Genomic DNA, 22,543 nt, shown 5'->3' on the forward strand with positions numbered 1-22,543 from the left:
GTTTTACCTAGGTTGTATTCCATAATTGCTAATAAATAATAAGGGCCGTCAATTTGCCACTCATTGGCACCACAACACCAGGGCATGTCGATAATGGGACCTTTATCGCTGACAGAAGTGTCAGGATATACAACAGCACTAATGGCACTGGCACAATGGGGAAAGTATTGTTCTTCAATCTCGGCAACAATGATCTAACAACAGCTGAGGCAGTCTGGGCACTTAAATCGATCATGAACCGACGAAGCACCTTAGGTTTACCTAATCTGCTATTTTACACTATGATTGGACCATTCTCGCATACAACTTCAAATAGTTATCCAAACTGTCAGATATATGACCACATTGATCACTACGCCATTCATGACGCGCTTTTTAACTATGACCTTGGCATGCCAACACCAAGCTTTCAAGCTGCCGCCACGTGCGCAACTGATCCAGACTACCAGGTTAATCCACGAACAGCGTGGGTTTCAAGTACTGCCTACGTTAATCCAGTAACCCTTCAGCGTGTTGGCTTCTTCCAGCGTGACTATGGATGGATTGGAATGATTCCGTAGGTAGCAGTGGAACATCAGGTATGGGGTGGTACGCAAACCCCAGTACTACGACCCAAATAAGTACCGGTTCTATCAAGAACAATTCGCCTTTCATGAAATATCAAACATTCTGGCAGAGATTCGTTCGGTAAAGCTTTTCGTGCTATGACAACATGCACTCCTCTTCTACGGGGAGTGCATTGTATAAAGAATGCGTGATTTTGTAGATACATCTATAGTGGGTCAGTGGTATATTTTTCTATCCCTACAAAGCAGCTCCTTGCTGACTGAACCTCATCGAGACGAGCGAGAATATGTTGTTAAAACACTCAGCAGAAAAGCTCTAAGGATTCACAGATTATTCCATCCAGCAATTAACTAACCCACTAATTATTTAAAAATAATTTTTTGTAAACATGGATCACCACTATCCGGGTAGGTAGTAGCTTAGTTGACAAAATTACTCTGGCATGATACTATACACATATAACAGGTATCCTAAATTCACCCCCCAATCAGGACACTCCCTCTAGAATTAATCCTTTCTCTTTTGCAACTTGTAATGAACTTTTGTAGCCGAGGATCTTCCTCGGCTTGTTGTTGATGCGCGTGAGCGCCATGTCAACATCCGTTTGTGTCACTGTAGCAAAGTCGGTGCCCTTCGGGAAGTAGCGACGCAGCATCTTGTTGGTGTTCTCGACACTGCCTTTTTGCCAAGAGGAATAGGGGTCAGTAAAGAAGACGGGCGCGCCCGTCTTCTTAGTGACGAGTGCGTGGCGCCTGTTCTCGATGCCGTTATCAGTCGTCATACTGCGAACCCCCAGCCCACTCGCGAGTCGCGAGATGGTGTGTGCGTACGGCTCTGGCTTCAGGTTAGGTACGAGCTTCGCTCGTACCAGTCGTGAAGACCGTTCGGTAAGGACAGCGAGTGCAGAGACGCTCCCTGGGTGCTTGCTGCTCACGACGCTGTCGTATTCACAGTGACCGGTCTCGGCTCGGTCTAGAGCGACCAGCGGTCGCTCTGTGACGGAAGTGCGGTCGGGAATCATGACGTGACCCGCCCTGAGTTGTCTGCGTGGTTTCTTGCGGTAACGCTTCGAGTACAGCAACGGGCAGTACTGTTGTCCCCAGGCACTGCGCAACCATTCATAGATGGCCGTCTTGCTGGCATAGATACCAAGCGCTGAGTTGGCTCTGAGATAGCCGGCTATCTCGTCTGGATTCCAGTGCTCAGAGAGTTTCAGGACGATGAACGAGCGAAGCTCGTCATTGTCTTGAATCTTCTTGCCTTGGTAGCGAGCATACTTACGCCGTACATAGGCTTTGTGTTTGGCGTGGGTAGCGACGTATCTCCCATCCTTGAGGCTATTGCGTTGCAGCTCGGTCGCAATGGTATTGGGACTGCGCCCCAATGCACGGGCGATGGCCCGTGCAGAATAGCCTTTGGTATGGAGGATGTCTATCTCGCTCCGCTCGGCATCCGTTACCTTTGATGCTTTCTTCATGGTGTGTATTGTCTAGCATCGGGTGTCCTGATTCAAAACGGAATGGAGGTATACACTTGCTAAAATCAAAAAGTTATCAAAGGAAAAACCATGGCGGAACGACTCAAGTCAGCATCACCCGAAGCACCTAATGGTGGTGGATTTGATCCTACTTTTACTGCTGAGTTGCGGGTGGGGCTAGACAGAGTAGTCGATGACTCAAGTGCTACGCTTGCTGCTGCAGGTGAAGCGTTAATCCAATCGGGTCGGCTTGGACATGTACCCCCAGATCTTGCGCTACCTAGTCCGCGCATCGAAGTTGCCACTGCAAGGCAGAGTGTTGCGTCGGCTTTTGAGAACAGTCCCGATACTATGCCAGTGACGCAAGATCCATCTTCACAAGTCGAGAGATCGAACAGTTTCGCCTCGCTTCAAGAACAGGCGATACCGGCTGGACAAGCAGGTAGACGCATTTACGCTGAGGGTCCCGACGGTACACCACTTACAGGTGTTCAATGGGACGCTCTGAATCAAGAGGCTCTTTCTAACCGGGCCGGCCCCAGTGCTGCTGAGCTGCACGAAGCGCACATTGCAGAGCGAGCGCAGGCGTATGCGGCAGACCAGGCATTGCTAAAGTCGCTGCCGCCAGAGTTTGTGAGTTCTGGTCTAGAGAAATATGGACGAGAAGGCTTTTTGGCCGTTCTAAAGGGAAAACAAGAGCCAAGTGCGGTTGCGATGAGCCGAACCGCTGATGGCGAAGCTACCTTTACTCATGCCACTACTGGTGAAGTGCTTAGTGTAGGTGAGGTACAGGATCGTATTGATCATGCCGAAGCACGACGCATTGGGCACAGTGCTGCCAGTGTTGCCGAAGCGGCCACCACGCAGCTCCCATTCGCTGAAGAGCTTATCGATACTGACAATGGTTTAGTATATGTGGAGAAGGGCCATCTTGGTGACGGCTTGGATATGGTAATAGAGATTAGGCCTGATGGTACGCTTGGTGACGTCGATGTTGTTGTGACCGAAGAAGCTCCCAATGGATCAAGTGAGACGCACGAAGTTGATGTTGTGACGCCAGAGTCAGATAACCCCGATGTTTTGATTGATGGTGAGCCGGCTACGCCAAAGGAGGCTGCGACAGTTGAAGCAGTAATTGACCATGTCGGTGAAGTGGTTCATGAACAGCAGAGCAGAGGTAATATAAGTAACCCCCAGGAAGTTCAGCGAGAAACGCTACCACAAGAAATGCAAGAAGTTGCCCAGGAAGTAGCACCAGAGGAAAGCCCAGCAGTTGAGCAACAAACTGCACCCGAAGAGGCTGCACCGGTGGCAAATGGGGATGGCGAGGCAGTGCAGCCATCTAGGGCACAAGAACGCGCGCCGTTTAGTCTTGAGGTAGCAAACAATAATGCAGTATCGTTTGTGAGCAACTATGCGCGTAACCCTAAAGTCCGTGAGTTGCTTGCTGCTTCAGGCGTGGACCTAGAGGATTTCCTTGCTCGGGGAGCTAGCGGTGAACTACGGATGACATCCGACAAGCTAGCGCACATGAAATCTTTCTTTGCTCAGAATAGCCCAAGGTCGCAAATTTGGAATGAACGACCCGGTAACGCTTCAGAACTGCAACGTGCTGCAGCTAGGGCGCGTCAGCAACTACTCTCGATTATCGATGGCATCTAGGGAGTTACACACGGCGGGTGTTAAGTCGATCTCACAAGAGTGAATGGCCTTGGAGAGCTGGTAGTGTTATGTCGGCGTGAATGTATGAGGAGCGAGGGTATTTAGCAATCAGAAGCCTGGCATTGTGGTACAATAAACGTAAGTCGCTCGTACTCTGGTAAGTGCTGGATAGAAGCCTTTTAAAGAAAAGTTTCTACCCGTTACTTACCCCACAAGACAAAGGTGAGTGATCTAATAAAAGGAGGCTCAGATCTATGAGTATTATCAACCCTAATGGCAAGGATATTATTGCCGTTTCTACCGATTTTTGCGGCAAGAAACTGACGCTCGAAGTCAACCGCGTCGGCTTTCGCACCACCGCCAGTGTGCTCGTTACCTACGGTGACACTGTGGTGCTCGGTACGGCGATGGTGGGTACTAAGCCTGTTGTGCTCGACTATTTCCCCCTGAGCATCGACTACGAAGAAAAAATGTATGCAGCCGGCAAAATTAGCGGTAGCCGTTTCATCAAGCGCGAAGGCCGTCCGAGCGATGAAGCGATCTTGATCGGTCGACTCATTGATCGTCCTATCCGACCACTCTTTCCAAAGGGCTATCGCCAAGAAGTCCAGGTGGTCAGCAGTGTGCTCAGCATGGACCCGAATTTCCGTCCCGACATGGTAGCAATGATCGCGGCGAGTGCTGCGTTGATGCTGACCGGTACACCATTTGACGGTCCCGTGGCTGGTCTGCGCGTTGGTCGTGTGGCTGGTGAGTTTAAGGCGTTTCTCACTCCCGAGGAGCGTGCGGCGAGCGACCTTGATCTGGTAGTCGCTGGTATCGAGTCGGGTATCACTATGGTAGAAGCGGGTGCAAATGAAGTTGCCGAAGACGTCATCATCGATGCGATGCGTTGGGCATTTGAAGCATTTCAACCGGCGATAGCATTGCAGCATGAGCTTGCCAAGAAAGTTGCGCCAGTTGCGCAGGAATACGATCTTGTGCTTCCAGACGAAACAATTCAAAAGGAAGTCGATCAATGGGTAGAAGGGAAGCTCGGTGCTGCGCTCCGCAAAGCATACCCCGAGCGCAATGAGCTAATCAATGAGCTTCGCTGGAGTTTCCATGAGGCGATGACTGAGAAAGTTGGTGATGACTATAGTGATGCAAAGGATGAGTACGATGAAGCATTTACCATGGCCGTTCACAAAGATGTTCGTGATGGCATTGTAAAGGACGGGGTGCGTCCAGATGGCCGTAAACTTGACGAGATTCGTCCGCTTAGCAGTGAGGTTGGCCTGTTGCCACGTGCGCACGGCTCAAGCTTATTTACTCGAGGGGTGACGCAGGGACTCAATATTGTGACTCTGGCGCCTCTGAGCTTTGCGCAAATTGTCGATACAATGGAGGTGACTGACGGTGAGCGACGCTACATGCATCATTACAATGCTCCCGGCTATACAGTTGGTGAAGTGCGCCGTCTCGGTAGCCCTGGGCGACGTGAGATTGGACATGGATACCTCGCTGAACGGGCACTTATACCAGTGCTCCCTACCGAAGAAGAGTTCCCGTATGCGATTCGTAGTGTTACGGAGATCATGAGCCAAAATGGCTCAACGAGTATGGCGGCAACCTGTAGTTCCTGCCTTGCGCTTATGGACGCAGGCGTACCGATCAAGCGACCAGTGAGTGGTATCGCCATGGGTCTGATGGTAGATGGTGACACCCACTATGTATTATCTGATATTGCCGACGCCGAAGATTTTGCGGGTGATATGGATTTCAAGGTGACCGGTACTGAGCAAGGCATCACCGCCGTACAAATGGACATGAAGGTTCATGGTTTGCCTGTTGAGGTGCTTGCTGATGCGATTCGCAAGGCTGGTCCAGGTCGTCAACACATCTTAGAACACATGAAGAGTACTCTCGCTGGGCCACGTCAAGCGCTCAGCCCGTATGCACCGAGGATCGAGAAGATCAAGATCAATCCCGACAAAATTGGCGCGGTGATTGGTAAAGGTGGTGAAGTTATCAACAAGATTACCTCTGAGACAGGCGCCATGATCGACATCAAAGATGATGGATTGATCACAGTAGCCAGTAGTGACACGGCGAGTATCGAGAAGGCCCTCGAATGGATTCGAGGCTTGACCGAAGAGCCTGAAGTAGGCAAGATTTATACCGGTAAAGTTGTCACTATCAAGGACTTCGGTGCATTTGTAAACATCATGCCTGGAACGGACGGCATGCTTCATATCTCTCAACTTTCAGATAAGCGAGTCGAGAAGGTAACAGATATTCTCAAGGAAGGGCAGATAGTCAACGTTTTACTCTCTGGTATTGACGAAAAGGGTCGTCTTAGCCTAACCATGAAGGGTGTAAGCCAAGACCAACTCTAGCGGAACACGCTAGAGTTTGGTATGATGAAGAAAACATAAGGAGAACTACTTGTAATGGACCCAAATCAGAATCAACCCAATCAACCGGTGCCGACCCCAGTTGAACCAGTCGCGCCTGTCCCCGCGTCAGCCCCTATGCAACAGCCTGCACCGATGCCGTTTTCTCCACCGGTAGGAGCTCCTATGGTACCAGCCGCACCACAGAAATCGAAAAAAGGTTTGATCATCGGCCTTGTTTCAGGCTTTGTCGGGCTACTTCTCATCGCTGGTATAGGTGTGGCAGTTTGGATGATGAACTACTATGTGTCGAAGGATGATTACCAAAAGGCAGCCGATTCTTTCAATAAGATTGTTGATCTTGACTCAAGCGTCGGTTCACTCAGTACCACAACATCAAGCTCGCCAGAGACACTTGACTCAAAGTTTAACGAGTTGAGCACACAGGTAAAAGGCATGGGCGATCTGAGGGCAATCCAAAAGGATGATAAACTCAATAAACTCTACAAGACCTTTAAGGATGAAACTGATAGGGTAGTGGTATTTGGTCATGCTGTTGCAGAGTTTATACGAGCAGCCGACGATTGTAAGAATGTCGAAACAAAGGAAGATGTTCCTGCTTGTGTGACTAAACTGCGCGCCGTCAAAGACAAAGGTTCGCAAACAGTCACAGATTACGCTGAAGCACTTTCCAAGTACCTCGAAGATGCGATGAACGGCAAGCTTAACTCATCGGCCTATTATGACGCGACAACCAAATTCACAAACGATAGCAAGTCGCTCAAGAACGGCTATACTGATAGCGGTAACGCACTCAAAGACGCTATCAACGCAAAGTTGAAATAGACTCTTTGAGACCTTAGTTTCAGACTAATCGCTCCTGTACAATAGTAGAGGAGCGATTTTTTATGACTAAACAAACCGAGATGGCTGTACTACAAGAGATGATAGTTGCAAATGAGGTGTGTCCTGAGCTGAGGAGATCGGCGACCCAGTTAGTTATGGGCGCTGGCAGTCTCGATGCCAAAATCGTATTTATTGGAGAGGCACCGGGCAAAAATGAGGACGAGCAAGGGGTGCCGTTTGTGGGTGTAGCAGGTAAGTTCTTAAATGAAATGCTTACTCTGGCTGGGATGAATCGTGACGAAGTGTACATCACAAACATAGTCAAGTATAGGCCACCCAACAATCGTGACCCTCTGCCCAATGAGAAACAAGCCTTCTGGCCTTATCTCATACGCCAGCTTCAAATTATTGATCCTCTCCTCGTCGTGACGCTTGGTAGGCATAGTATGGAGTATTTTCTGCCTGGTAAGAGTATCGGTCAGATTCATGGTCAACCCAAACGAATACAATTTGGTGACAAGAAAATAGTTATCGTACCTCTTTACCATCCAGCTGCAGCCTTGTACAACGGCGGTATGAGACAGCTTCTCATGGATGATTTTGTCAGTTTACCGACCATTCTTGACGCTGCCACTCGTCAATAACGGTGACAAAGAGGCAACTGTTAATTCTGTGTGTCTGAAGTGTCTTTTAGAGCGGTTTTGAGAACGGTACGAGCTGCCTCAACCGTTTGTTTCATGGTCTCATTGTTGGCTTTGATAGCAGCATCACGGGTAGTGGCCAACGCTTTGATTTGAGGACCAAGTTTTGCATCTTCCTGCTTGGCGGCGCTAAAGGTTTCACGAGCTTGCTTGAGCGATGCCCGGAACGTCTCAGCAGTAGTTTGGGGGTTCGTAGCACAACTGGCTTTTGCGGTCGCAACAGCTGTTTTTACAGAGTTTGTAAACGTAGCAACTCGAGTGTCTACTGCACTGCGGTGAGCAGCAATAAGAGCATCGACTGCTGTACGGTACTGTGTGCGAGCTTTGTCATTTGCCATCTGTCGAGTCTCGATAGCATTTTTAATCGTTTTTACGTAGGTTGCAACCGCAGCCTTTTGTCCGGGAGTTTTTGCAAGTGACTCTAGCTTTGAGAAGTTTTCATCTCGCTTTGTTTCCCACGTTTTACGATCGGCCATGAGTTTCGCATCTACCGAGCTTCGGTTGGAAGAGCGTTCTTTGTCTGCTGTATCACGCGTTGACGATAGTTTGCCTGAGCGGCTGGAGATTTCACCAGATGTTTTGGTTGTGATGTCGCTCAGTGAGCGGCAAAAACTGCTCTGCCCGCCTGTCGTTGTCGGTTGTTGGTTGTCTGGTTGTGCTTCTATAGCGAAAGACAGCGTAGGAACAAGTGCTATCGCGAAGCTGAGACCGACAAGAGAAGTGGTATGTTTAAAACTTTGTTTCATCGTAGGCTCCTGAAATATTGTCGACTTCCTTACTGATTGTTTCAACTTCCTTGGTATCTTGGGCCGTCTGTTCTGACGCATCGGTGATATCGCGATTAGACTCATCGATAAGCTGTGAGTTAATTGCATCTTCTGGAGCGAGTGTGGTGGAAGTAGGCGCCTGGGTGGTTTTTTGTTGTGTGGCCACTGGCTTTTGGGTGTTCGACATGTACAGGTAGGCAACCACCAGCGCAGCTATAACGACGACAGCGAGGGTGATTAGTACAACTAAGCGCTTCTTTGATGAGGAACGCACGACAGGTAACGTTTGAGGAGATGAGGGTGATGTAGCCTCCAGTTCCTCGCCCAGAGGTGATTCGGGCGCTGTTATTGGTGATCGTTCTGACGGCAAGCTCGGTGGTGGGGTCTGCTCAGCCTCGGTTGGGGGGTTGGGAGCATTTGTATCCATGTGGTCAGTATAGCAAAATCTGCTTAAATCTGCTTAAGACTATCAATATACTTATGGTTTGGAACGAAAACGTCGCTTGCTACAATGGCCAGTATGTCTAGTTACGAGGCGAAAAAGCCAATCATTGATACTATCCTGGCGAATCATCGTACCGAAAACCTTGATAGGATCGTCGACGCACTTTCTGATTCTGACGGATCGATACTGGCGCTTGAAGCTGCTGGCGAAACGAAGGCAGAACGCGCTTGCATTGAGCGAGCACTCAATGCTTTTGTGGCGGGTAACCCCTGTCAAGAGGACATGGAGTTTCTGATAGAGATAGGCGACGGCCTATTCGATCGAGTTGCGACGCGTTTTGAGGGTACAGGAAAAAAGCTTTACCTTGTTGATGCCTCCTGCGAGGACAGGGTGTTTCGCTATATTCATCGCTCCGATCAACAGTTTGATTCGCTTGAAACCCTAATAAATAGGGACGCGGATATTGATCTCCTGAGGCATGTGATGCGATGCCTGGTGGTAGTGGATGCGAGAGCAGTTGCACTGAGAGACCGCCTAGTGGCGCGCCAGGTGCGACAAATTATGCAGATATATCCTGGTGAAAAGATAACGCTCTTTCAGGGTGCACTTCATAGCCGAGTGAGCCATGAACTTGCGCGGACCGCCAGTGTCTCACGGCTATTTGTACCGTCATTAGCGGAGGAGACAACGTATCATCCTCAAGTAAAGATGAGCTATGAAGGTTACGACCATGCATTGCGACAGCAACTTTTTCTCGGTAGTATAGCTGATGATGTGATTGACGAGTCATTACTTCAATTTATGCTCCTCTACGAACAGATACGGCCGTAATGGTTGCATTTCGTAAAAAATTGTGCTATACTGCAGGATAATTGTCAGAGGGGTAGCTCGTCTTATCGTCGATACCAACCTCTCACACCTCATTTTGAAATTATTTTATACACAATAACAAGGAGAACAAATAATTTATGGGTCAACGACGACTCTCAAAACCGCAGGCAGACGATGCCAGCAAGCGGCCAATGGTTGCTAAACAGAAATCAAATAATACAGTGCTCAACGCCACAACCACCCGCAAGGGCGAGGTGTTTCGGGCCCAACGACGTACCAGTGACAATGTCAATATGCAGGCGAGCCAGCATATGATCAATGTACCGGTCAACAAATCTATTTATAACGGCTATGGCGGCAAGCAATTTAGCCTTGTCGACCAGCCAAAACGGCCGCGGGCGCCCCGCCCAACCCTCAAGATCATCCCAATCGGTGGTGTTGGCGAGATGGGTATCGGCAAAAACATGACGGCCATTGAGTTCGACAATGATATCATCATTATCGACATGGGCTTTCTGTTTCCGGGTGCTGATTATCCGGGAATCAACTATATTACCCCAGATATCACGTGGCTTGAGGAGAACAAACATCGTATTCGTGGCCACGTGTTCACTCATGGACACCTCGATCACATCGGGGCGTTCCGCCACTTGGTGCCAAAGATTCCAGCGCCAGTGTATGCCAGCAAGTTTACCCTTGGTATGCTACAGCGTACGATGGAGGAAACGGATGGGGCGTATACGCCTGATTATCGTGAGCTCAACCCAGAAGCGCACGATATCGTACAAATCTGTGATTCATTTAGTATCGAACTAGTTCGCGTCAATCACTCGATTCCAGATGCGACTGCTGTGGTGGTGCGTACGCCTGTCGGAAACATTTTATCGAGTGGCGACTGGCGCATCGAGGAAAACCCGGTTGACGGAAAGAAGTTTGATCTACCTCGGCTGAGCGAAATCCAACAAAAAGAAGGCTTTTTGGTTTTTCTGAATGAATCAACCAACTGTGAGAGTGATGGCACACATACCCACGGTGAATTTGATATCCAACACAGCATGGGTGAGGTGATGGAGAAATGGCCCAATAGCCGCGTCATTATTTCGAGTTTCTCAAGTCAGTTACATCGTATGCAAATGATTCTGGAAGAAGCGCAGCGCCATGGTCGCAAAGTCGCTTTTGCTGGCTATAGCATGATCCAAAACCTCGAAGTTGCCCTGCGCACTGGCGCAATCAAGGTCCCCAAAGATACTGTCGTAAAGATGGAAGATATCATCAAGCTTCCTGATGGCAAAGTTACCATTGTTTGTACCGGAAGCCAAGGAGAGTTTAGTGCCGTCCTCAATCGCATGGCGACGGGTGCACACAAGTATATCAAGATAAAAAATAGCGACGTAGTGGTCTTTAGTTCAAACCCCATTCCGGGTAACGAAAAATACGTTGTTCGAACGGTTGACGGGCTGATGCGTGAGGGGGGAGAGATCATCCAAAACGGCAAAACACATCTCACCGGAGTTGGCCCGCTTCACCTCAGTGGTCATGGCTACTATGACGACCATGTTCGCGTTATCCAGGTCGTCAATCCGACGTACTATATTCCAAATCATGGTGAGTTCCATATGCTTGTCCACAATGCCCATCTTGCCGAAAAAGAATGCGGTATACCGAGAGAAAATATCTTTGTGTGTGACGCAGGTGACGTGGTTGAGTTCGATCACGAGGGCGCGCGCAAAATCGGTCGCGTACCGGTCGGCGGCGTTATGTATGATGATGCGGGAGAAGTCGTCAGCGAGGTGGTGCTGAAGGATCGTATCCACATGAGCCAAGAGGGCATGTTTGTAGTGGTACTAACAGTACAGCGTGGTACCGGTCGGTTACTCACCAGCCCCGATATCATCAGTCGTGGATTTATCTATCTGCGTGATAGCGAGGAATTGATGGGGATGATACGAGCCTATCTCAAGCAAAAGGCGGCGCGTGCTTTTGCTGGCAGATACGATCTCGATGTTATCAAAAAAGAGATTAAGGATGAAGTGACACACATCCTCTACGATCAGACACGTCGTACTCCGATCGTGATCCCCGTCGTCAATGAAATTGGCGTAGTGAGTAAAAACCAACCACAGCCCCAAGTAAACAGCGGCCAACGGCCAGTGCAAGCTTCTCGTGCACCATTGCTACGCCCCGCTCGACGTCCGTTTCCGCCCAAGCAACACCCTGATTCAGAGGTGACCGAGCCACACATTCGGGTCGGTGGACACAGCTACTAGATAATCACACCAGACAGACTAGCTTGCATTTTGTAGTAATTTATGCTACAATGTAACTATACTCATCAGATAGCAAACAGAGTACAATAGATACCAGTTATGGCAAAAAAATCGACGCGAAATAGGGGAAAAAAGAAACAACCAGATACTCCGCAACATACGTTGCCAACGGGGTTCTGGTCGCAAGTTGTCGCTGTCTTTTTGATCGCGTTTTCACTACTCCTTATCGTTTCATGGTTTGGCGCCGGCGGGCCGGTATTTAACTGGATACTGGATGCTTCGCTGCGGGTGATTGGCTACGCCACTTATGTATTGCCGTTTGTCGCTACCTATGTCGCCATACAGGTGTTCCGTGTCGAGGAAAGCCGTGTCCCCAGTGTTCTCAAGTTTGCGTCGTTGCTCCTGGTTGCCTGGTTTGCGGGATTATTTGGGCTGCTACGCAAAGACGGCGGTCCATCTACAGGCGGCACCGTTGGTGATGGACTTAACTCAGCGATGTCGTCACTCGTCAACGCACCGGTGGCAGCGTTTATCTATGTACTACTTATACTAGTTACCAGTCTCTTTATGCTGCGGGTATCTCCCGGAACTCTCATCAGGGGTATCTGGCGGCTGATTCGTGGCGACAAAACTGAAGACCAGGCAAATGGCGATATCATGCGTAAAGCAGCTGGGGATGACACAAAGTCTGGCTCAATGGCTGATTTCAAGCTCAACGCCGGTGTGCCGATGCTTACCCCCGCCGAACAAAAGAAATTATCCAGCCTCAAAAATAGTGTAAAACCTGACAAAGAGGCCGAAGAAAAAGCTGCCATGCTGGCGGTGAGTGACCCCAACTGGAAGTTTCCAGGTGTGGAATTGCTCGAGAAGAAACAGAGCCCGGCCGATGCCGGAGATATCCAGCAAAATGCACATATTATTCAGGATACACTGCGCGAGTTTAGCATTGATGTCGAGATGGAGGGTGCCAACATCGGGCCAAAGGTGACACAGTATACGCTTAAACCACCTGCGGGTATCAAGCTGAGTCGTATTACCGCGCTTGAGACAAATATCGCCCTCAACCTTGCGGCGAGTAGTTTGCGCATCGAGGCGCCGATTCCTGGCCAAAAAGCTGTCGGTATCGAAGTTCCAAATCGCAAAGCTGCCGATGTGCGACTGAGGGGAATCCTCGAGAGTAGTGATTGGAAGCGTGCGGACGAACCGCTGTCATTCGCGATTGGCAAAGATATATCGGGTGCACCGATGGTGGGTGAACTCAATAAAATGCCACATTTGCTGATTGCCGGTCAAACAGGAAGTGGTAAATCTGTTATGATCAACACGCTGCTCTGCAGTCTGCTGTATCGGAGCAGCCCGAGTGATATGAAGCTGATTTTGGTTGACCCAAAGCAAGTTGAAATGGCTCCCTATGCCGATATTCCGCATCTCCTGACGCCAGTGATTGTGGAGCCGGAAAAAACGATTAGCGCGCTGAAGTGGGCGACAAACGAGATGGAGCGTCGCTACACACTTCTTGCTGAGGAAAAAGTGCGAGATATCGCGAGTTATAACGAAAAAGTCAAAAACAAGCACGTCAGTATTGCTGACGAGGACGGCAATATGCAGGAAGTCGACAGAGGTACGATGCCGTACATCGTTATTGTTATTGACGAGTTAGCCGATCTGATGATGGTTGCAGCTCGGGATGTTGAGGCATTGATCGTACGAATCGCGCAAAAAGCTCGTGCCGTCGGTATCCACTTGGTTTTGGCGACACAACGCCCAAGCGTCGACGTTATCACTGGTCTTATCAAGGCCAATATTCCGGCACGGATTGCATTTACGGTAGCCTCTCAGGTAGATTCTCGCACCATTCTCGACCAGATTGGCGCCGAGAAACTTCTGGGCCAGGGAGACATGCTGATGAAGACAGCAACCATGCCAAAGCCAAAGCGTGTTCAGGGTGCATGGGTGATGGATAGTGAAGTGCACAAAATAACTGATCACCTGCGGATGCAGAGCGCCCCACAGTATAACGATGAGATTATCAGTCAACCGGTCCATCTTAATGGTAAAGGCGGTGTGGTCATGGACTTCGACCATGAGGGCGGTGATGATATGTTCAGAGATGCGGTACAGGTTGTTATTCAGAGTCGCAAAGCCAGCACGAGTCTGCTGCAGCGTAAACTACGCGTCGGCTACGCGAGGGCTGCTCGCATTATCGAGGAAATGGAAGAACAGGGAATCATCGGCCCAGCCGACGGTGCGCGACCACGAGAGGTACTTATTAGCAGCATGGCTGATCTAGACAATGATCCCATGGATCCATCACACGACTACGAATCGTAGTGAATTAGTTGTTATCCGATAACACTAATGGTAGAATATACCTAGTTTGGTGCGAGCAAACAAGAACAAATAGATTGTTGATAATGGAGGGTAGTTTTGAAATGATACGTGTGGCTAATCCATTTGTTGGTATGTTTATACACACCAAGCGTGTAGGTCAACTCATGTTGTTGTGTGTTAGCATTGCTCTTTGTAGCGGCACAGTAGCGTTTGCTACGCCTGATTACTATGTACTACGACAAGCGACGGTTGCGGGTGGCATTAGTAGTACCTGGGATGGGGTCGCATCAAGCGGTGATGGCACAAAGCTAGCTGTGATTATGTATGACGGCTATATCCACACCTCAACTGACAGCGGTGCGACGTGGACTCAACAAGGAAGTTCAGGATCACGTAGCTGGCGCACTATTAGCTCAAGTACTGATGGTGCGAAGCTTGCCGCCGCCGCGTATGGTGGCTATATCTACACATCAACAGATAGTGGTGTGACTTGGGTAGAACAGACCGCTGCTGGTATGAGAAGTTGGCGCACTCTTGCATCGAGTGCTGACGGCACAAAGCTTATCGCTGCTGACTACGGTGGCTATATCTACACTTCAACTGACAGCGGCGCGACGTGGACGGAACATACCGATGCCGGTTCTCAGGTATGGTGGTCCGTTGCTTCAAATGCGGACGGCACGGTTCTTGGTGCAGCGGCGATTAATGACTATGTTTATATCTCTACTGATGCTGGTGCTACCTGGACGCAGCAAACAGACAATGGTCTTAATATGTGGTCATCACTTGCGATGAGTGCTGACGGTAATACAATTACCGCATCGGTCTACCAGGGAGGTATTTTTACCAGTTCAGATCGAGCTGCAACGTGGGTGAATCGCTCCAGCACTACTGGACCAAAAAACTGGTGGTATGTCACAGTGAACAGTGACGGCACCAAGCAAATAGCACTCGATACTGGTGGCTATATGTATACCTCAAATGACAGCGGTGCAACCTGGACTCAGCAAACTGCAAACGACATGCGATACTGGAACGCGGCCGCAATGACGAGTGACGGGAGTAAGGTTATACTCTCTGAGGAGATAGGGAATATTTATCTTGCGGCTACGCAGGGGTCTATTACTACAAATTTTGATATTGGCATGCTACCATCTTCGGGTAATGTCCAGAGTACAATCGCCAATACGAAGCTCTCAGTTACTTCGTCAACTTGCTACACTATTGATAGTGGTTCAGTAACCCCCGTGGGGACATTGGGACTTGTGGTGCCAGATGCAGGGGTCTCTCTACTAGGTGGGGTTGCCTTCTCTATAAATTGTATGGTGCCTGGTGGCGTTGCGCCGTTCACGATCACCATGGGTAGTTATATACAAGATGAGTCATCACTTCATATTTATAAAAAAAATCCAGTCGATAACAATCTTGTCGATATTACGAGTAGCGTAATCGTAAAGAATGCTGTTATCAATGGAAAGCCAGTAACAACAGTTGAATACTCTCTCATGGACGGTGGTGCTTTCGATCAAGATGGAGTAAAGAATGGTATTATCGTCGATCCGATATACTTTGGGGTAGCAAGTACGCTTGCTGCTACTGGTGGGAATACTCAGCGTATTCTGATGATTGGCTGCTCTATGGTGTTGCTCGGTGTTATCCTACCCGCAACCATCTTTTTGTACAGAGGAAGAAGAATCCACGCTGCGAAGTAAACAGGATGATGTTATGAAGCTGGCCGAGAGCTTATTCACCTGGATGTGTTGCGTCCATAAATAGCATATGGGATCTGTTATCTGCAACATATTCACCAAGCAGTGTTACCTGATGATCGCTTTTTTCGATCTGTTTTATCACGTGGTAAAGTTGCTCACCGGCTGCATCAACATCGATGAAGAACTTATAGTTCCATGGTTTACCAACAATGGGTTGTGACTGGAGTTTAGCGAGATTGATTCCGGCATCGGCAAACACCTGTAATACCTCGACAAGAGCACCGGGCTTATGACTGGTAGTAATCACCAGTGAGGATTTTGAGGCGTTTGCCTGGGCAGGTGTGGGCTCAAGGACGAGAAAACGCGTACTGTTGTCTTTGTGGTTTTGGATAGACCGTGCAATGATAGGGAGAGAGTGTAGCCTCGCTGCTTGAGCACCAGCGATCGCTGCCATGTGCCGACCCTTTTCTGTTTTGATGAACTCGACCGCTCCTGCGGTATCAAAAAAATCGATCAACTCCGCGTTTGGCAGGTGTTTGGAAAGCCATTTGCGGCATTGTGCGAGAGCAACCGGGTGTGAGTAGACCTCAGTAATATCAGCTAGGGTAGCACCAGGGTTTACTACCAACATTTGATCGATGGCGAGCTTAACCTCGCCAATAATGGGCGCTTCACACTCCTCGATAAGCTGATAGACTTCATTGATACTCCCAAAGATAGTGTTTTCGACTGCAGTGACGAGTGCGTCTGCCTCATCCGAGCCAAAGGCTTCGAAGGCATCGCGAAAACTAGTACAGGGGATGATTGTCACGCTATCGCCGTACCACTGCTTAGCTACTTGCTCGTGGAAAGACCCGGCTTGGCCTTGGATTGCAACGTTCATAAGCTCTTATTGTACATCAGGTCTAGTGTATGTCGCGAAAATGAGGTATAATAGCACTGTTATTAACCTAGAGTTGTGTGAAACAGCACAACTATCCATACGGATTCCAAAGGAGGTTCCTATGAAGGAATATGAACTTACTGTTCTTATTCATCCTGATCTCGAGGTAGATCTCGAGGCGCCACTCGCAAAAGTGCGCAAACTCATCAAAGATAATGGCGGATCGGTCACCAGTGAGGATAACTGGGGAAAAAAGCGCCTGGCATATCGTATAAAAGGCCAGGATTTTGCCGTCTATGTCGCGATGGATGTATCATTGCCTGCAGAAGCACCGCTTAAGATCTCAAATGTTCTCAATATTACTGATGAAGTGCTCCGCTATTTGTTAGTAAAAGTTGATGTAAAGGGCCGTGCCCTGCTAGCTGAAGCAAAAGCTCGCGCTGGTAGCGACGATCAAGAGAACAACGAAGAATAATTTAAAAAAATAGGTGGAGGAGGGCCATATGGCAAAGGGGTTCAACAAAGTAATCTTGATGGGCAATCTGACGCGCGATGTCGAAATGCGTACGACCACGAGCGGGCAAACTGTTGCTAACTTTAGTTTGGCAGTAAGCCGTAGCTGGAAAGACCAAAACGGTCAAACCCAAGAGCAGACAAGTTTCATCAACTGTGTTGCATGGGGCAAAGCTGGTGAAATCATCGCACAGTACGTCAAAAAGGGCGACCCGCTGCTTGTCAGTGGCCGACTCGATCAGCGCAGTTATGAAGACAAAGACGGTAATAAGCGTCAGGCTGTAGAGGTGAATGTCGAAGACTTTAACTTCATTGGTGGTGGCAATCGCGGAGATGATATGTCATCCGCTACGCCCGCCAAAAGCTCATCAAGCAAATCGAAGGACGTGGTTATTGAAGATATCGATGACAAACCAATTGATCTAAGCGAAATACCATTTTAAGGAGAATGTAGAGTGAAACGATTTAAGAAAGATGCACCGGTGTACTTTGACTATCGAGATGTCAAAACACTGATGCGCTATATCAATGTCTATGGTCAGATTGAACCAATCAGCAAGACTGGTCTTAGCGCAAAGCAGCAACGTCAGTTGGCGGTTGCTATCAAACGAGCGCGCCATCTTGCATTGATGCCATTTGTTGCACAAGGATAACGACTCATGAAACCTGAGCGTCAAACGGTACCAACCTTTACGCTCGACGAGATTGCCGAGCGGCTTCAAGATGCGCTTGGTGTAGCAGCGGCCGTTACGGCTATCGATGCACTTCAGCGCTACGCGCTCGGGAGGGATGAACGTCCCATAACAGTTGATGATGAGGACAACTAATGGAGTATACACTGCCGGTTCTTGACGATCAGTTAAAAGTGATCATTGCTGAATACCCGACACCCTTTCATCTCTACGATGAGCGAGGGATTCGTGATCGTGCGCGACTGTTGCAACGAACGATGAATGAGGCGGGGGTACCGAGGTTCCAAAATTATTTTGCGGTCAAGGCACTGCCAAATCCTGAGATCCTTAAGCTACTCGTTCAGGAGGGAATGGGAGCGGATTGCAGCAGTCTCGCGGAACTGGCGATCGCCGAAATGTGCGGGCTGTCGGGTGAACAAATCATGTTTTCAAGCAATGATACAGCGCTCGATGAATTTCGGTATGCCTCGAGCCTTGGAGCGATTATAAATTTTGACGATCTATCGATGGTGCAGCCCTACATTAATTCATTTGGTGCGCCAGAGGTCGGTTGTTGTCGCTTCAATCCCGGTGATATCGAATTTGGGGGTGTGAACGTCGATATTATTGGCAATCCGCGAGAAGCAAAGTATGGTATGCCACTTGATGATATGATTGCTGCGTACAAGCAGCTCAAAGAAGCGGGAGTGACTCGATTTGGTATTCACACCATGCTACTGAGTAATGAGCTCGATTGGCGTAATCATGAAGAAATTGCCGACGCACTCTTTGGAGCGGCAACCGCTATAGCACACGAAGTTGGTATCAATTTTGAGTTTATCAACCTTGGCGGCGGAATTGGCGTACCGTACCGACCTACCGAGCATGAGTTTGATCTCCGCGGGTTTGCTATTGCCCTCAAAAAACTCTATGATGCACATGATCTGGAGCGCATTGGTAGTCCGCGTATTGTTATGGAGAATGGTCGTTACATTACGGCCGATAGCGGTTATCTCGTTACGACAGTTGCCAATATCAAACGGACACATAAAGTATATGTCGGGCTGGACGCAAGTATGAGTGATCTCATGCGGCCCGCACTCTATGGAGCCTACCATCATATGAGCGTGCTCGGTAAACAGCATGACACCGATCTTGAGGAAGTTGATGTGACGGGAAGCTTATGTGAAAACAACGATAAGTTTGCGATTGATCGGATGTTACCTCATCTCGAAGTCGGGGATGTGCTTGTCATCCACACCACAGGCGCACACGGGCATGCTATGGGATTTCAGTACAATGGCAAACTGCGTCACGCAGAGTTATTGTTTGATCCTGGGGGAGGCGTGCGAATGATACGTCGAGCAGAAACGCTCGAAGATTATTTTGCAACACTTACTCAGAAAGGAAATTATCATGTACCAACCAACTGATCTCAAAAAAGGCACCGTCTGCCAGATTGATGGCAAGCCATATCGAGTCGTCGAGTATGCGCAAAAAGTCATGGGCCGCGGCGGCAGTATCGTCAATGTCAAGCTGAAGAACTTGATTGATGGCAGTGTCATCCCAAAAACCTTCAAGGGTCAAGATAAAATCGAGACAGCCGAAGTGCACAACAAAGCTGTCCAGTATCTCTATAATGACGGCGAAACCTTCTTCTTTATGGATCCGGAGAGCTTCGAGCAATTCGAGTTATCGAGTGACGTTGTCGATGAAGCGAAGAGTTATCTCAAAGAAGGTGATGAACTCAGTCTCCAGTTTTTTGGTGATCGCGTGATCACTGTTGAGTTGCCAAAAAACCTCTATCTCGAAGTGACGTATACAGAAGACGTGGTGAAGGGCGACACTACCTCGAGTGTTCTCAAGGATGCAACGGTGGAAACGGGGCTTGTCGTCAAAGTGCCGTCATTTATCAAAGTAGGCGATATTATTTCGGTAGATACAGCAACTGGCGAGTATCGTGAACGCAAGAAGTAGGATGTGAAGCAGCGCCTTGATCAATTAATGACAGTCCGTGGACTTGTACCAACGCGCTCTCAAGCAGAGAGCTGGATTCGTCTCGGGCGGGTAAAGGTGAACGGTGCCGTCGTTACGAAGCCGGGGTCATTTGTTGATGAGGCTGCTTTTGTCTCGCTGGATGCTCCCGAACAGTATGTCAGTCGTGCTGGGTTGAAACTAGCCAGTGTGGCAAATGCGCTTGGCATTCGGTTTGCCGACAAAGTAGTGCTCGATGTGGGGAGTAGCACCGGTGGATTTACGGATTACGCGCTGCAACACGGAGCGCGGAAAGTCTATGCGGTCGATGTCGGCACCGATCAGTTGCACCCAAGTTTGCGGGGCAATCCACACATCGAACTACACGAAAAAACTGATATACGGAATTTTCAGCCCAAAGAGTGTCCTGATATCGTCGTCATGGATGTATCATTTATCAGTGTGCGAGAACTGTTGCCCTACATTGTGACGATTATCGGTGCACATACCCAGGTAGTAGTTATGGTGAAACCGCAGTTTGAGGCAGCACGAACCCAAATCGGCAGTAGTGGTGTGATCAAAAATGATAAGGTGCGACGGGAGATTTTGCTCGGCTTTGAGTCATGGATACGGTCATATTTTGTCGTACGAAAAAAGTCCGATAGTGAGGTGAGGGGGAGTCGTGGTAATAGGGAACGATTTTATTTACTAGCGCGCACAAAAACTTTACAATAATACTAGATTATGATATTATTCGTAAGACAATACTCTCGAGGTGGAAATCGATGAGTAGCGTTGTAGTACCACCGATCGGGTTGTAGCAATCAAATGCTCCCCGCCGGGGCGCATTAACAATCCGATCATCTCATAAAGAACAACAGAAGGAAGTGATGATTAGGTGACTCTCGCCACATCATGGCGGCGTCGGCTCGGTGCCCTTGTGGCATCTGTGCCGCTTGTCGCCGCGCTCGGTATGTCCTTCGGGGCTGCCGAGGCGCAGGCACACACCGGTGATCTCACCGGTGTGGCGGTCTGCCAGGCGGACGGGAGCTACAAGGCTCCCGTCAAACTGACGACCGCCAACGTTCCCGCTGGCAACAGCGGGTCGACCATGTGGAAGCTGGGTACCCCCAGCTTCCAGGGCACGCCGACCAGCGCCGCTGGTATGGACCGCGGTCCCGTGGCGTCCGTGGGCAACACCACGGTCACCTTGGGGACGCTGACGTTCCCAGGCACCACCACGGGTTCACCGTGGGTGTATGCCTACACGAGCTGGACTCCGGACGGCTTCGCGCGCGGTTCGGATAACCAGATCACCGGCATGGACGGAACCTGCATCCCCGACAACCCCGGTCCCCGCACCGTCATCGGTACGGTCCAGAAGGGGACGGCCAGCTGCACGACCCACGAGGTCGAGCAGTTCCGGGTGGACACGGTCATCCCGCAGGTCTGGAGTGCCACCGCCAAGGCCTACATCGACGACCCCGACAAGAGCCACTGGACCACGGTCCGGGTCGACTTGCCGTCGCGTCCGATGACGGCCGACGAGGTCAAGGCCTGTCCGGTTCCCGACGTCAAGCAATGCGTCACCACCGTCGGTTTCCCGACCGACGCGGTGGTGTACGCCGACGTTCACACCGCGGCTGACAGCCCGGTGGACAACGTCATCACGTCGGGCCCGTTCACCGTCAACACGCAGATCTCGGTCAGCGTGCCGACCACGAACTACAAGTTCACCGTCATCCGGATCGTCGCCAAGGACGGCACGGTGCTCAAGACCCAGCAGGTCACCAGCACCACCGCCTGCAACACGGTGATCCCCGACAACCCCGGTCCCCGCACCGTCATCGGTACGGTCCAGAAGGGGACGGCCAGCTGCACGACCCACGAGGTCGAGCAGTTCCGGGTGGACACGGTCATCCCGCAGGTCTGGAGTGCCACCGCCAAGGCCTACATCGACGACCCCGACAAGAGCCACTGGACCACGGTCCGGGTCGACTTGCCGTCGCGTCCGATGACGGCCGACGAGGTCAAGGCGTGTCCGGTGGACGTTCCCCCGAACCCGGGTCCCAAGACGGTCGTCGGGAACTGGCAGAAGATCGAGGGCTCCGGTGACTGCGTCACCACCTACTCGGTCTGGGAGCAGCAGGGCACCTGGTCGGTTCCGCAGATCTGGTCGAACGGCGCGTACGTCAACGACCCGAACACCGCCCACTGGACCTTGGTGAAGGTCGACAAGCGTTCGCGCCCGATGACGGTTGCGGAGCTCAAGGCCTGTCCCACCAGCTCCGACAGCGACCGTGGCATCGACGCCACGCCGGGCCTCGAGGGAGCTGCCCACAACTGGGTGGCGATCCTGACTCCATCTGGCATCGTTCTCCTGGTCGGTCTGCTGGCCATCTGGACGACGCTGGTGCTCCGGCGTCGGCGCCAACCCATGGAGGAGGAGATCTAGCCTTCTCCACACCGTGAGATGAACGGTATACCCAGGGGGTCTCTCTGGAGTGATGCACGTTGTTCG

At 50.1% G+C, this 22,543-nt stretch carries 21 protein-coding genes; 17 read left to right on the forward strand and 4 right to left on the reverse strand.

Annotation, left to right across the window (positions count from 1 at the left end; translation table 11 throughout):
• Nucleotides 1–53: 53 nt before the first annotated feature.
• Nucleotides 54–560, forward strand: coding sequence for a hypothetical protein (locus L336_RS03190; RefSeq protein WP_015641780.1), 507 nt, complete (start codon nucleotides 54–56; stop codon nucleotides 558–560).
• Nucleotides 561–1,054: 494 nt separating this feature from the next.
• On the opposite strand, the gene L336_RS03195 is transcribed toward L336_RS03190, so the two are convergent.
• Nucleotides 1,055–2,044, reverse strand: coding sequence for an IS30 family transposase (locus L336_RS03195; protein ID WP_015641781.1), 990 nt, complete (start codon nucleotides 2,042–2,044; stop codon nucleotides 1,055–1,057).
• Between the two features lie 90 nt (nucleotides 2,045–2,134).
• On the opposite strand from L336_RS03195, the gene L336_RS03200 reads away from it, so the two are divergent.
• The 4 genes from L336_RS03200 (at nucleotide 2,135) to L336_RS03215 (ending at nucleotide 7,571) form a co-directional block, all read left to right on the forward strand.
• On the forward strand, nucleotides 2,135–3,706 hold the full coding sequence (locus L336_RS03200) for a hypothetical protein (RefSeq protein ID WP_015641782.1): 1,572 nt from the start codon (nucleotides 2,135–2,137) through the stop codon (nucleotides 3,704–3,706).
• A 254-nt stretch (nucleotides 3,707–3,960) separates the two neighbouring features.
• Nucleotides 3,961–6,084, forward strand: coding sequence for a polyribonucleotide nucleotidyltransferase (gene pnp, locus L336_RS03205; protein WP_015641783.1), 2,124 nt, complete (start codon nucleotides 3,961–3,963; stop codon nucleotides 6,082–6,084).
• A 54-nt stretch (nucleotides 6,085–6,138) separates the two neighbouring features.
• Nucleotides 6,139–6,927, forward strand: a complete 789-nt coding sequence (locus L336_RS03210) for a hypothetical protein (RefSeq protein WP_015641784.1) — start codon at nucleotides 6,139–6,141, stop codon at nucleotides 6,925–6,927.
• 62 nt (nucleotides 6,928–6,989) lie between these two features.
• Nucleotides 6,990–7,571, forward strand: a complete 582-nt coding sequence (locus L336_RS03215; RefSeq protein WP_015641785.1) for a uracil-DNA glycosylase — start codon at nucleotides 6,990–6,992, stop codon at nucleotides 7,569–7,571.
• Nucleotides 7,572–7,591: 20 nt separating this feature from the next.
• On the opposite strand, the gene L336_RS03220 is transcribed toward L336_RS03215, so the two are convergent.
• Both L336_RS03220 and L336_RS03225 read right to left on the reverse strand, forming a co-directional pair.
• Nucleotides 7,592–8,374 (reverse strand): hypothetical protein, encoded by a 783-nt coding sequence (locus L336_RS03220; protein ID WP_015641786.1) that lies wholly within the window; start codon nucleotides 8,372–8,374, stop codon nucleotides 7,592–7,594.
• Nucleotides 8,358–8,822 (reverse strand): hypothetical protein, encoded by a 465-nt coding sequence (locus L336_RS03225; RefSeq protein ID WP_015641787.1) that lies wholly within the window; start codon nucleotides 8,820–8,822, stop codon nucleotides 8,358–8,360. The genes L336_RS03220 and L336_RS03225 overlap by 17 nt, the downstream gene beginning before the upstream one ends.
• Nucleotides 8,823–8,915: 93 nt before the next feature.
• On the opposite strand from L336_RS03225, the gene L336_RS03230 reads away from it, so the two are divergent.
• From L336_RS03230 to L336_RS03245, 4 genes are all read left to right on the forward strand, one after another.
• Nucleotides 8,916–9,671, forward strand: coding sequence for a hypothetical protein (locus L336_RS03230; protein WP_128817300.1), 756 nt, complete (start codon nucleotides 8,916–8,918; stop codon nucleotides 9,669–9,671).
• Between the two features lie 137 nt (nucleotides 9,672–9,808).
• Complete coding sequence (locus L336_RS03235; protein ID WP_015641789.1) at nucleotides 9,809–11,938, forward strand: ribonuclease J; 2,130 nt, start codon at nucleotides 9,809–9,811, stop codon at nucleotides 11,936–11,938.
• Nucleotides 11,939–12,037: 99 nt separating this feature from the next.
• The gene (locus L336_RS03240; RefSeq protein ID WP_015641790.1) at nucleotides 12,038–14,269 is read left to right on the forward strand and encodes an FtsK/SpoIIIE family DNA translocase; all 2,232 of its coding nucleotides are present in this window, start codon (nucleotides 12,038–12,040) and stop codon (nucleotides 14,267–14,269) included.
• 101 nt (nucleotides 14,270–14,370) lie between these two features.
• Nucleotides 14,371–15,981: a sialidase family protein gene (locus tag L336_RS03245; RefSeq protein ID WP_128817302.1), complete on the forward strand. Its 1,611-nt coding sequence runs from the start codon at nucleotides 14,371–14,373 to the stop codon at nucleotides 15,979–15,981.
• Nucleotides 15,982–16,012: 31 nt separating this feature from the next.
• Here L336_RS03245 and L336_RS03250 read toward each other — a convergent pair whose 3' ends face one another.
• On the reverse strand, nucleotides 16,013–16,864 hold the full coding sequence (locus tag L336_RS03250) for a prephenate dehydratase (protein WP_015641792.1): 852 nt from the start codon (nucleotides 16,862–16,864) through the stop codon (nucleotides 16,013–16,015).
• A gap of 121 nt (nucleotides 16,865–16,985) precedes the next feature.
• On the opposite strand from L336_RS03250, the gene rpsF reads away from it, so the two are divergent.
• The 8 genes from rpsF to L336_RS03285 all read left to right on the forward strand — a co-directional run bounded on the left by rpsF (nucleotide 16,986) and on the right by L336_RS03285 (nucleotide 22,477).
• Nucleotides 16,986–17,339, forward strand: a complete 354-nt coding sequence (rpsF, locus tag L336_RS05930; RefSeq protein ID WP_015641793.1) for a 30S ribosomal protein S6 — start codon at nucleotides 16,986–16,988, stop codon at nucleotides 17,337–17,339.
• 28 nt (nucleotides 17,340–17,367) lie between these two features.
• A complete protein-coding gene (locus tag L336_RS03260; protein ID WP_041191294.1) occupies nucleotides 17,368–17,820 on the forward strand; it encodes a single-stranded DNA-binding protein in 453 nt (150 codons plus the stop codon).
• 12 nt (nucleotides 17,821–17,832) lie between these two features.
• The gene (rpsR, locus tag L336_RS03265) at nucleotides 17,833–18,030 is read left to right on the forward strand and encodes a 30S ribosomal protein S18 (RefSeq protein WP_015641795.1); all 198 of its coding nucleotides are present in this window, start codon (nucleotides 17,833–17,835) and stop codon (nucleotides 18,028–18,030) included.
• A 6-nt stretch (nucleotides 18,031–18,036) separates the two neighbouring features.
• Entirely contained in the window at nucleotides 18,037–18,204 is a 168-nt protein-coding gene (locus L336_RS05935; RefSeq protein WP_015641796.1) for a hypothetical protein, read from the forward strand.
• Nucleotides 18,204–19,481: a diaminopimelate decarboxylase family protein gene (locus L336_RS03270; protein WP_015641797.1), complete on the forward strand. Its 1,278-nt coding sequence runs from the start codon at nucleotides 18,204–18,206 to the stop codon at nucleotides 19,479–19,481. The genes L336_RS05935 and L336_RS03270 overlap by 1 nt, the downstream gene beginning before the upstream one ends.
• On the forward strand, nucleotides 19,465–20,025 hold the full coding sequence (gene efp, locus L336_RS03275; protein WP_015641798.1) for an elongation factor P: 561 nt from the start codon (nucleotides 19,465–19,467) through the stop codon (nucleotides 20,023–20,025). Before L336_RS03270 ends, efp begins: the two co-directional genes overlap by 17 nt.
• A gap of 3 nt (nucleotides 20,026–20,028) precedes the next feature.
• A complete protein-coding gene (locus L336_RS03280) occupies nucleotides 20,029–20,757 on the forward strand; it encodes a TlyA family RNA methyltransferase (RefSeq protein ID WP_015641799.1) in 729 nt (242 codons plus the stop codon).
• A gap of 205 nt (nucleotides 20,758–20,962) precedes the next feature.
• A complete protein-coding gene (locus tag L336_RS03285; RefSeq protein ID WP_128817304.1) occupies nucleotides 20,963–22,477 on the forward strand; it encodes a hypothetical protein in 1,515 nt (504 codons plus the stop codon).
• Nucleotides 22,478–22,543: the final 66 nt, after the last annotated feature.

This window comes from Candidatus Saccharimonas aalborgensis, from assembly GCF_000392435.1.
Taxonomy (GTDB): Bacteria; Patescibacteriota; Saccharimonadia; order Saccharimonadales; family Saccharimonadaceae; genus Saccharimonas; species Saccharimonas aalborgensis.

Bases quoted from the DNA above. Each gene is read 5' to 3' on its own strand.
- pnp (WP_015641783.1), top strand. From the start codon at position 3,961: ATGAGTATTATCAACCCTAATGGCAAGGATATTATTGCCGTTTCTACC.
- L336_RS03250 (WP_015641792.1), bottom strand. From the start codon at position 16,864: ATGAACGTTGCAATCCAAGGCCAAGCCGGGTCTTTCCACGAGCAAGTA.
- L336_RS03220 (WP_015641786.1), bottom strand. From the start codon at position 8,374: ATGAAACAAAGTTTTAAACATACCACTTCTCTTGTCGGTCTCAGCTTC.
- rpsF (WP_015641793.1), top strand. From the start codon at position 16,986: ATGAAGGAATATGAACTTACTGTTCTTATTCATCCTGATCTCGAGGTA.
- L336_RS03215 (WP_015641785.1), top strand. From the start codon at position 6,990: ATGACTAAACAAACCGAGATGGCTGTACTACAAGAGATGATAGTTGCA.
- L336_RS03245 (WP_128817302.1), top strand. From the start codon at position 14,371: ATGATACGTGTGGCTAATCCATTTGTTGGTATGTTTATACACACCAAG.
- L336_RS03195 (WP_015641781.1), bottom strand. From the start codon at position 2,044: ATGAAGAAAGCATCAAAGGTAACGGATGCCGAGCGGAGCGAGATAGAC.
- L336_RS03240 (WP_015641790.1), top strand. From the start codon at position 12,038: ATGGCAAAAAAATCGACGCGAAATAGGGGAAAAAAGAAACAACCAGAT.
- efp (WP_015641798.1), top strand. From the start codon at position 19,465: ATGTACCAACCAACTGATCTCAAAAAAGGCACCGTCTGCCAGATTGAT.
- L336_RS03200 (WP_015641782.1), top strand. From the start codon at position 2,135: ATGGCGGAACGACTCAAGTCAGCATCACCCGAAGCACCTAATGGTGGT.
- L336_RS03270 (WP_015641797.1), top strand. From the start codon at position 18,204: ATGGAGTATACACTGCCGGTTCTTGACGATCAGTTAAAAGTGATCATT.
- L336_RS03230 (WP_128817300.1), top strand. From the start codon at position 8,916: ATGTCTAGTTACGAGGCGAAAAAGCCAATCATTGATACTATCCTGGCG.
- L336_RS03260 (WP_041191294.1), top strand. From the start codon at position 17,368: ATGGCAAAGGGGTTCAACAAAGTAATCTTGATGGGCAATCTGACGCGC.
- L336_RS03210 (WP_015641784.1), top strand. From the start codon at position 6,139: ATGGACCCAAATCAGAATCAACCCAATCAACCGGTGCCGACCCCAGTT.
- L336_RS03225 (WP_015641787.1), bottom strand. From the start codon at position 8,822: ATGGATACAAATGCTCCCAACCCCCCAACCGAGGCTGAGCAGACCCCA.
- L336_RS03235 (WP_015641789.1), top strand. From the start codon at position 9,809: ATGGGTCAACGACGACTCTCAAAACCGCAGGCAGACGATGCCAGCAAG.
- L336_RS05935 (WP_015641796.1), top strand. From the start codon at position 18,037: ATGAAACCTGAGCGTCAAACGGTACCAACCTTTACGCTCGACGAGATT.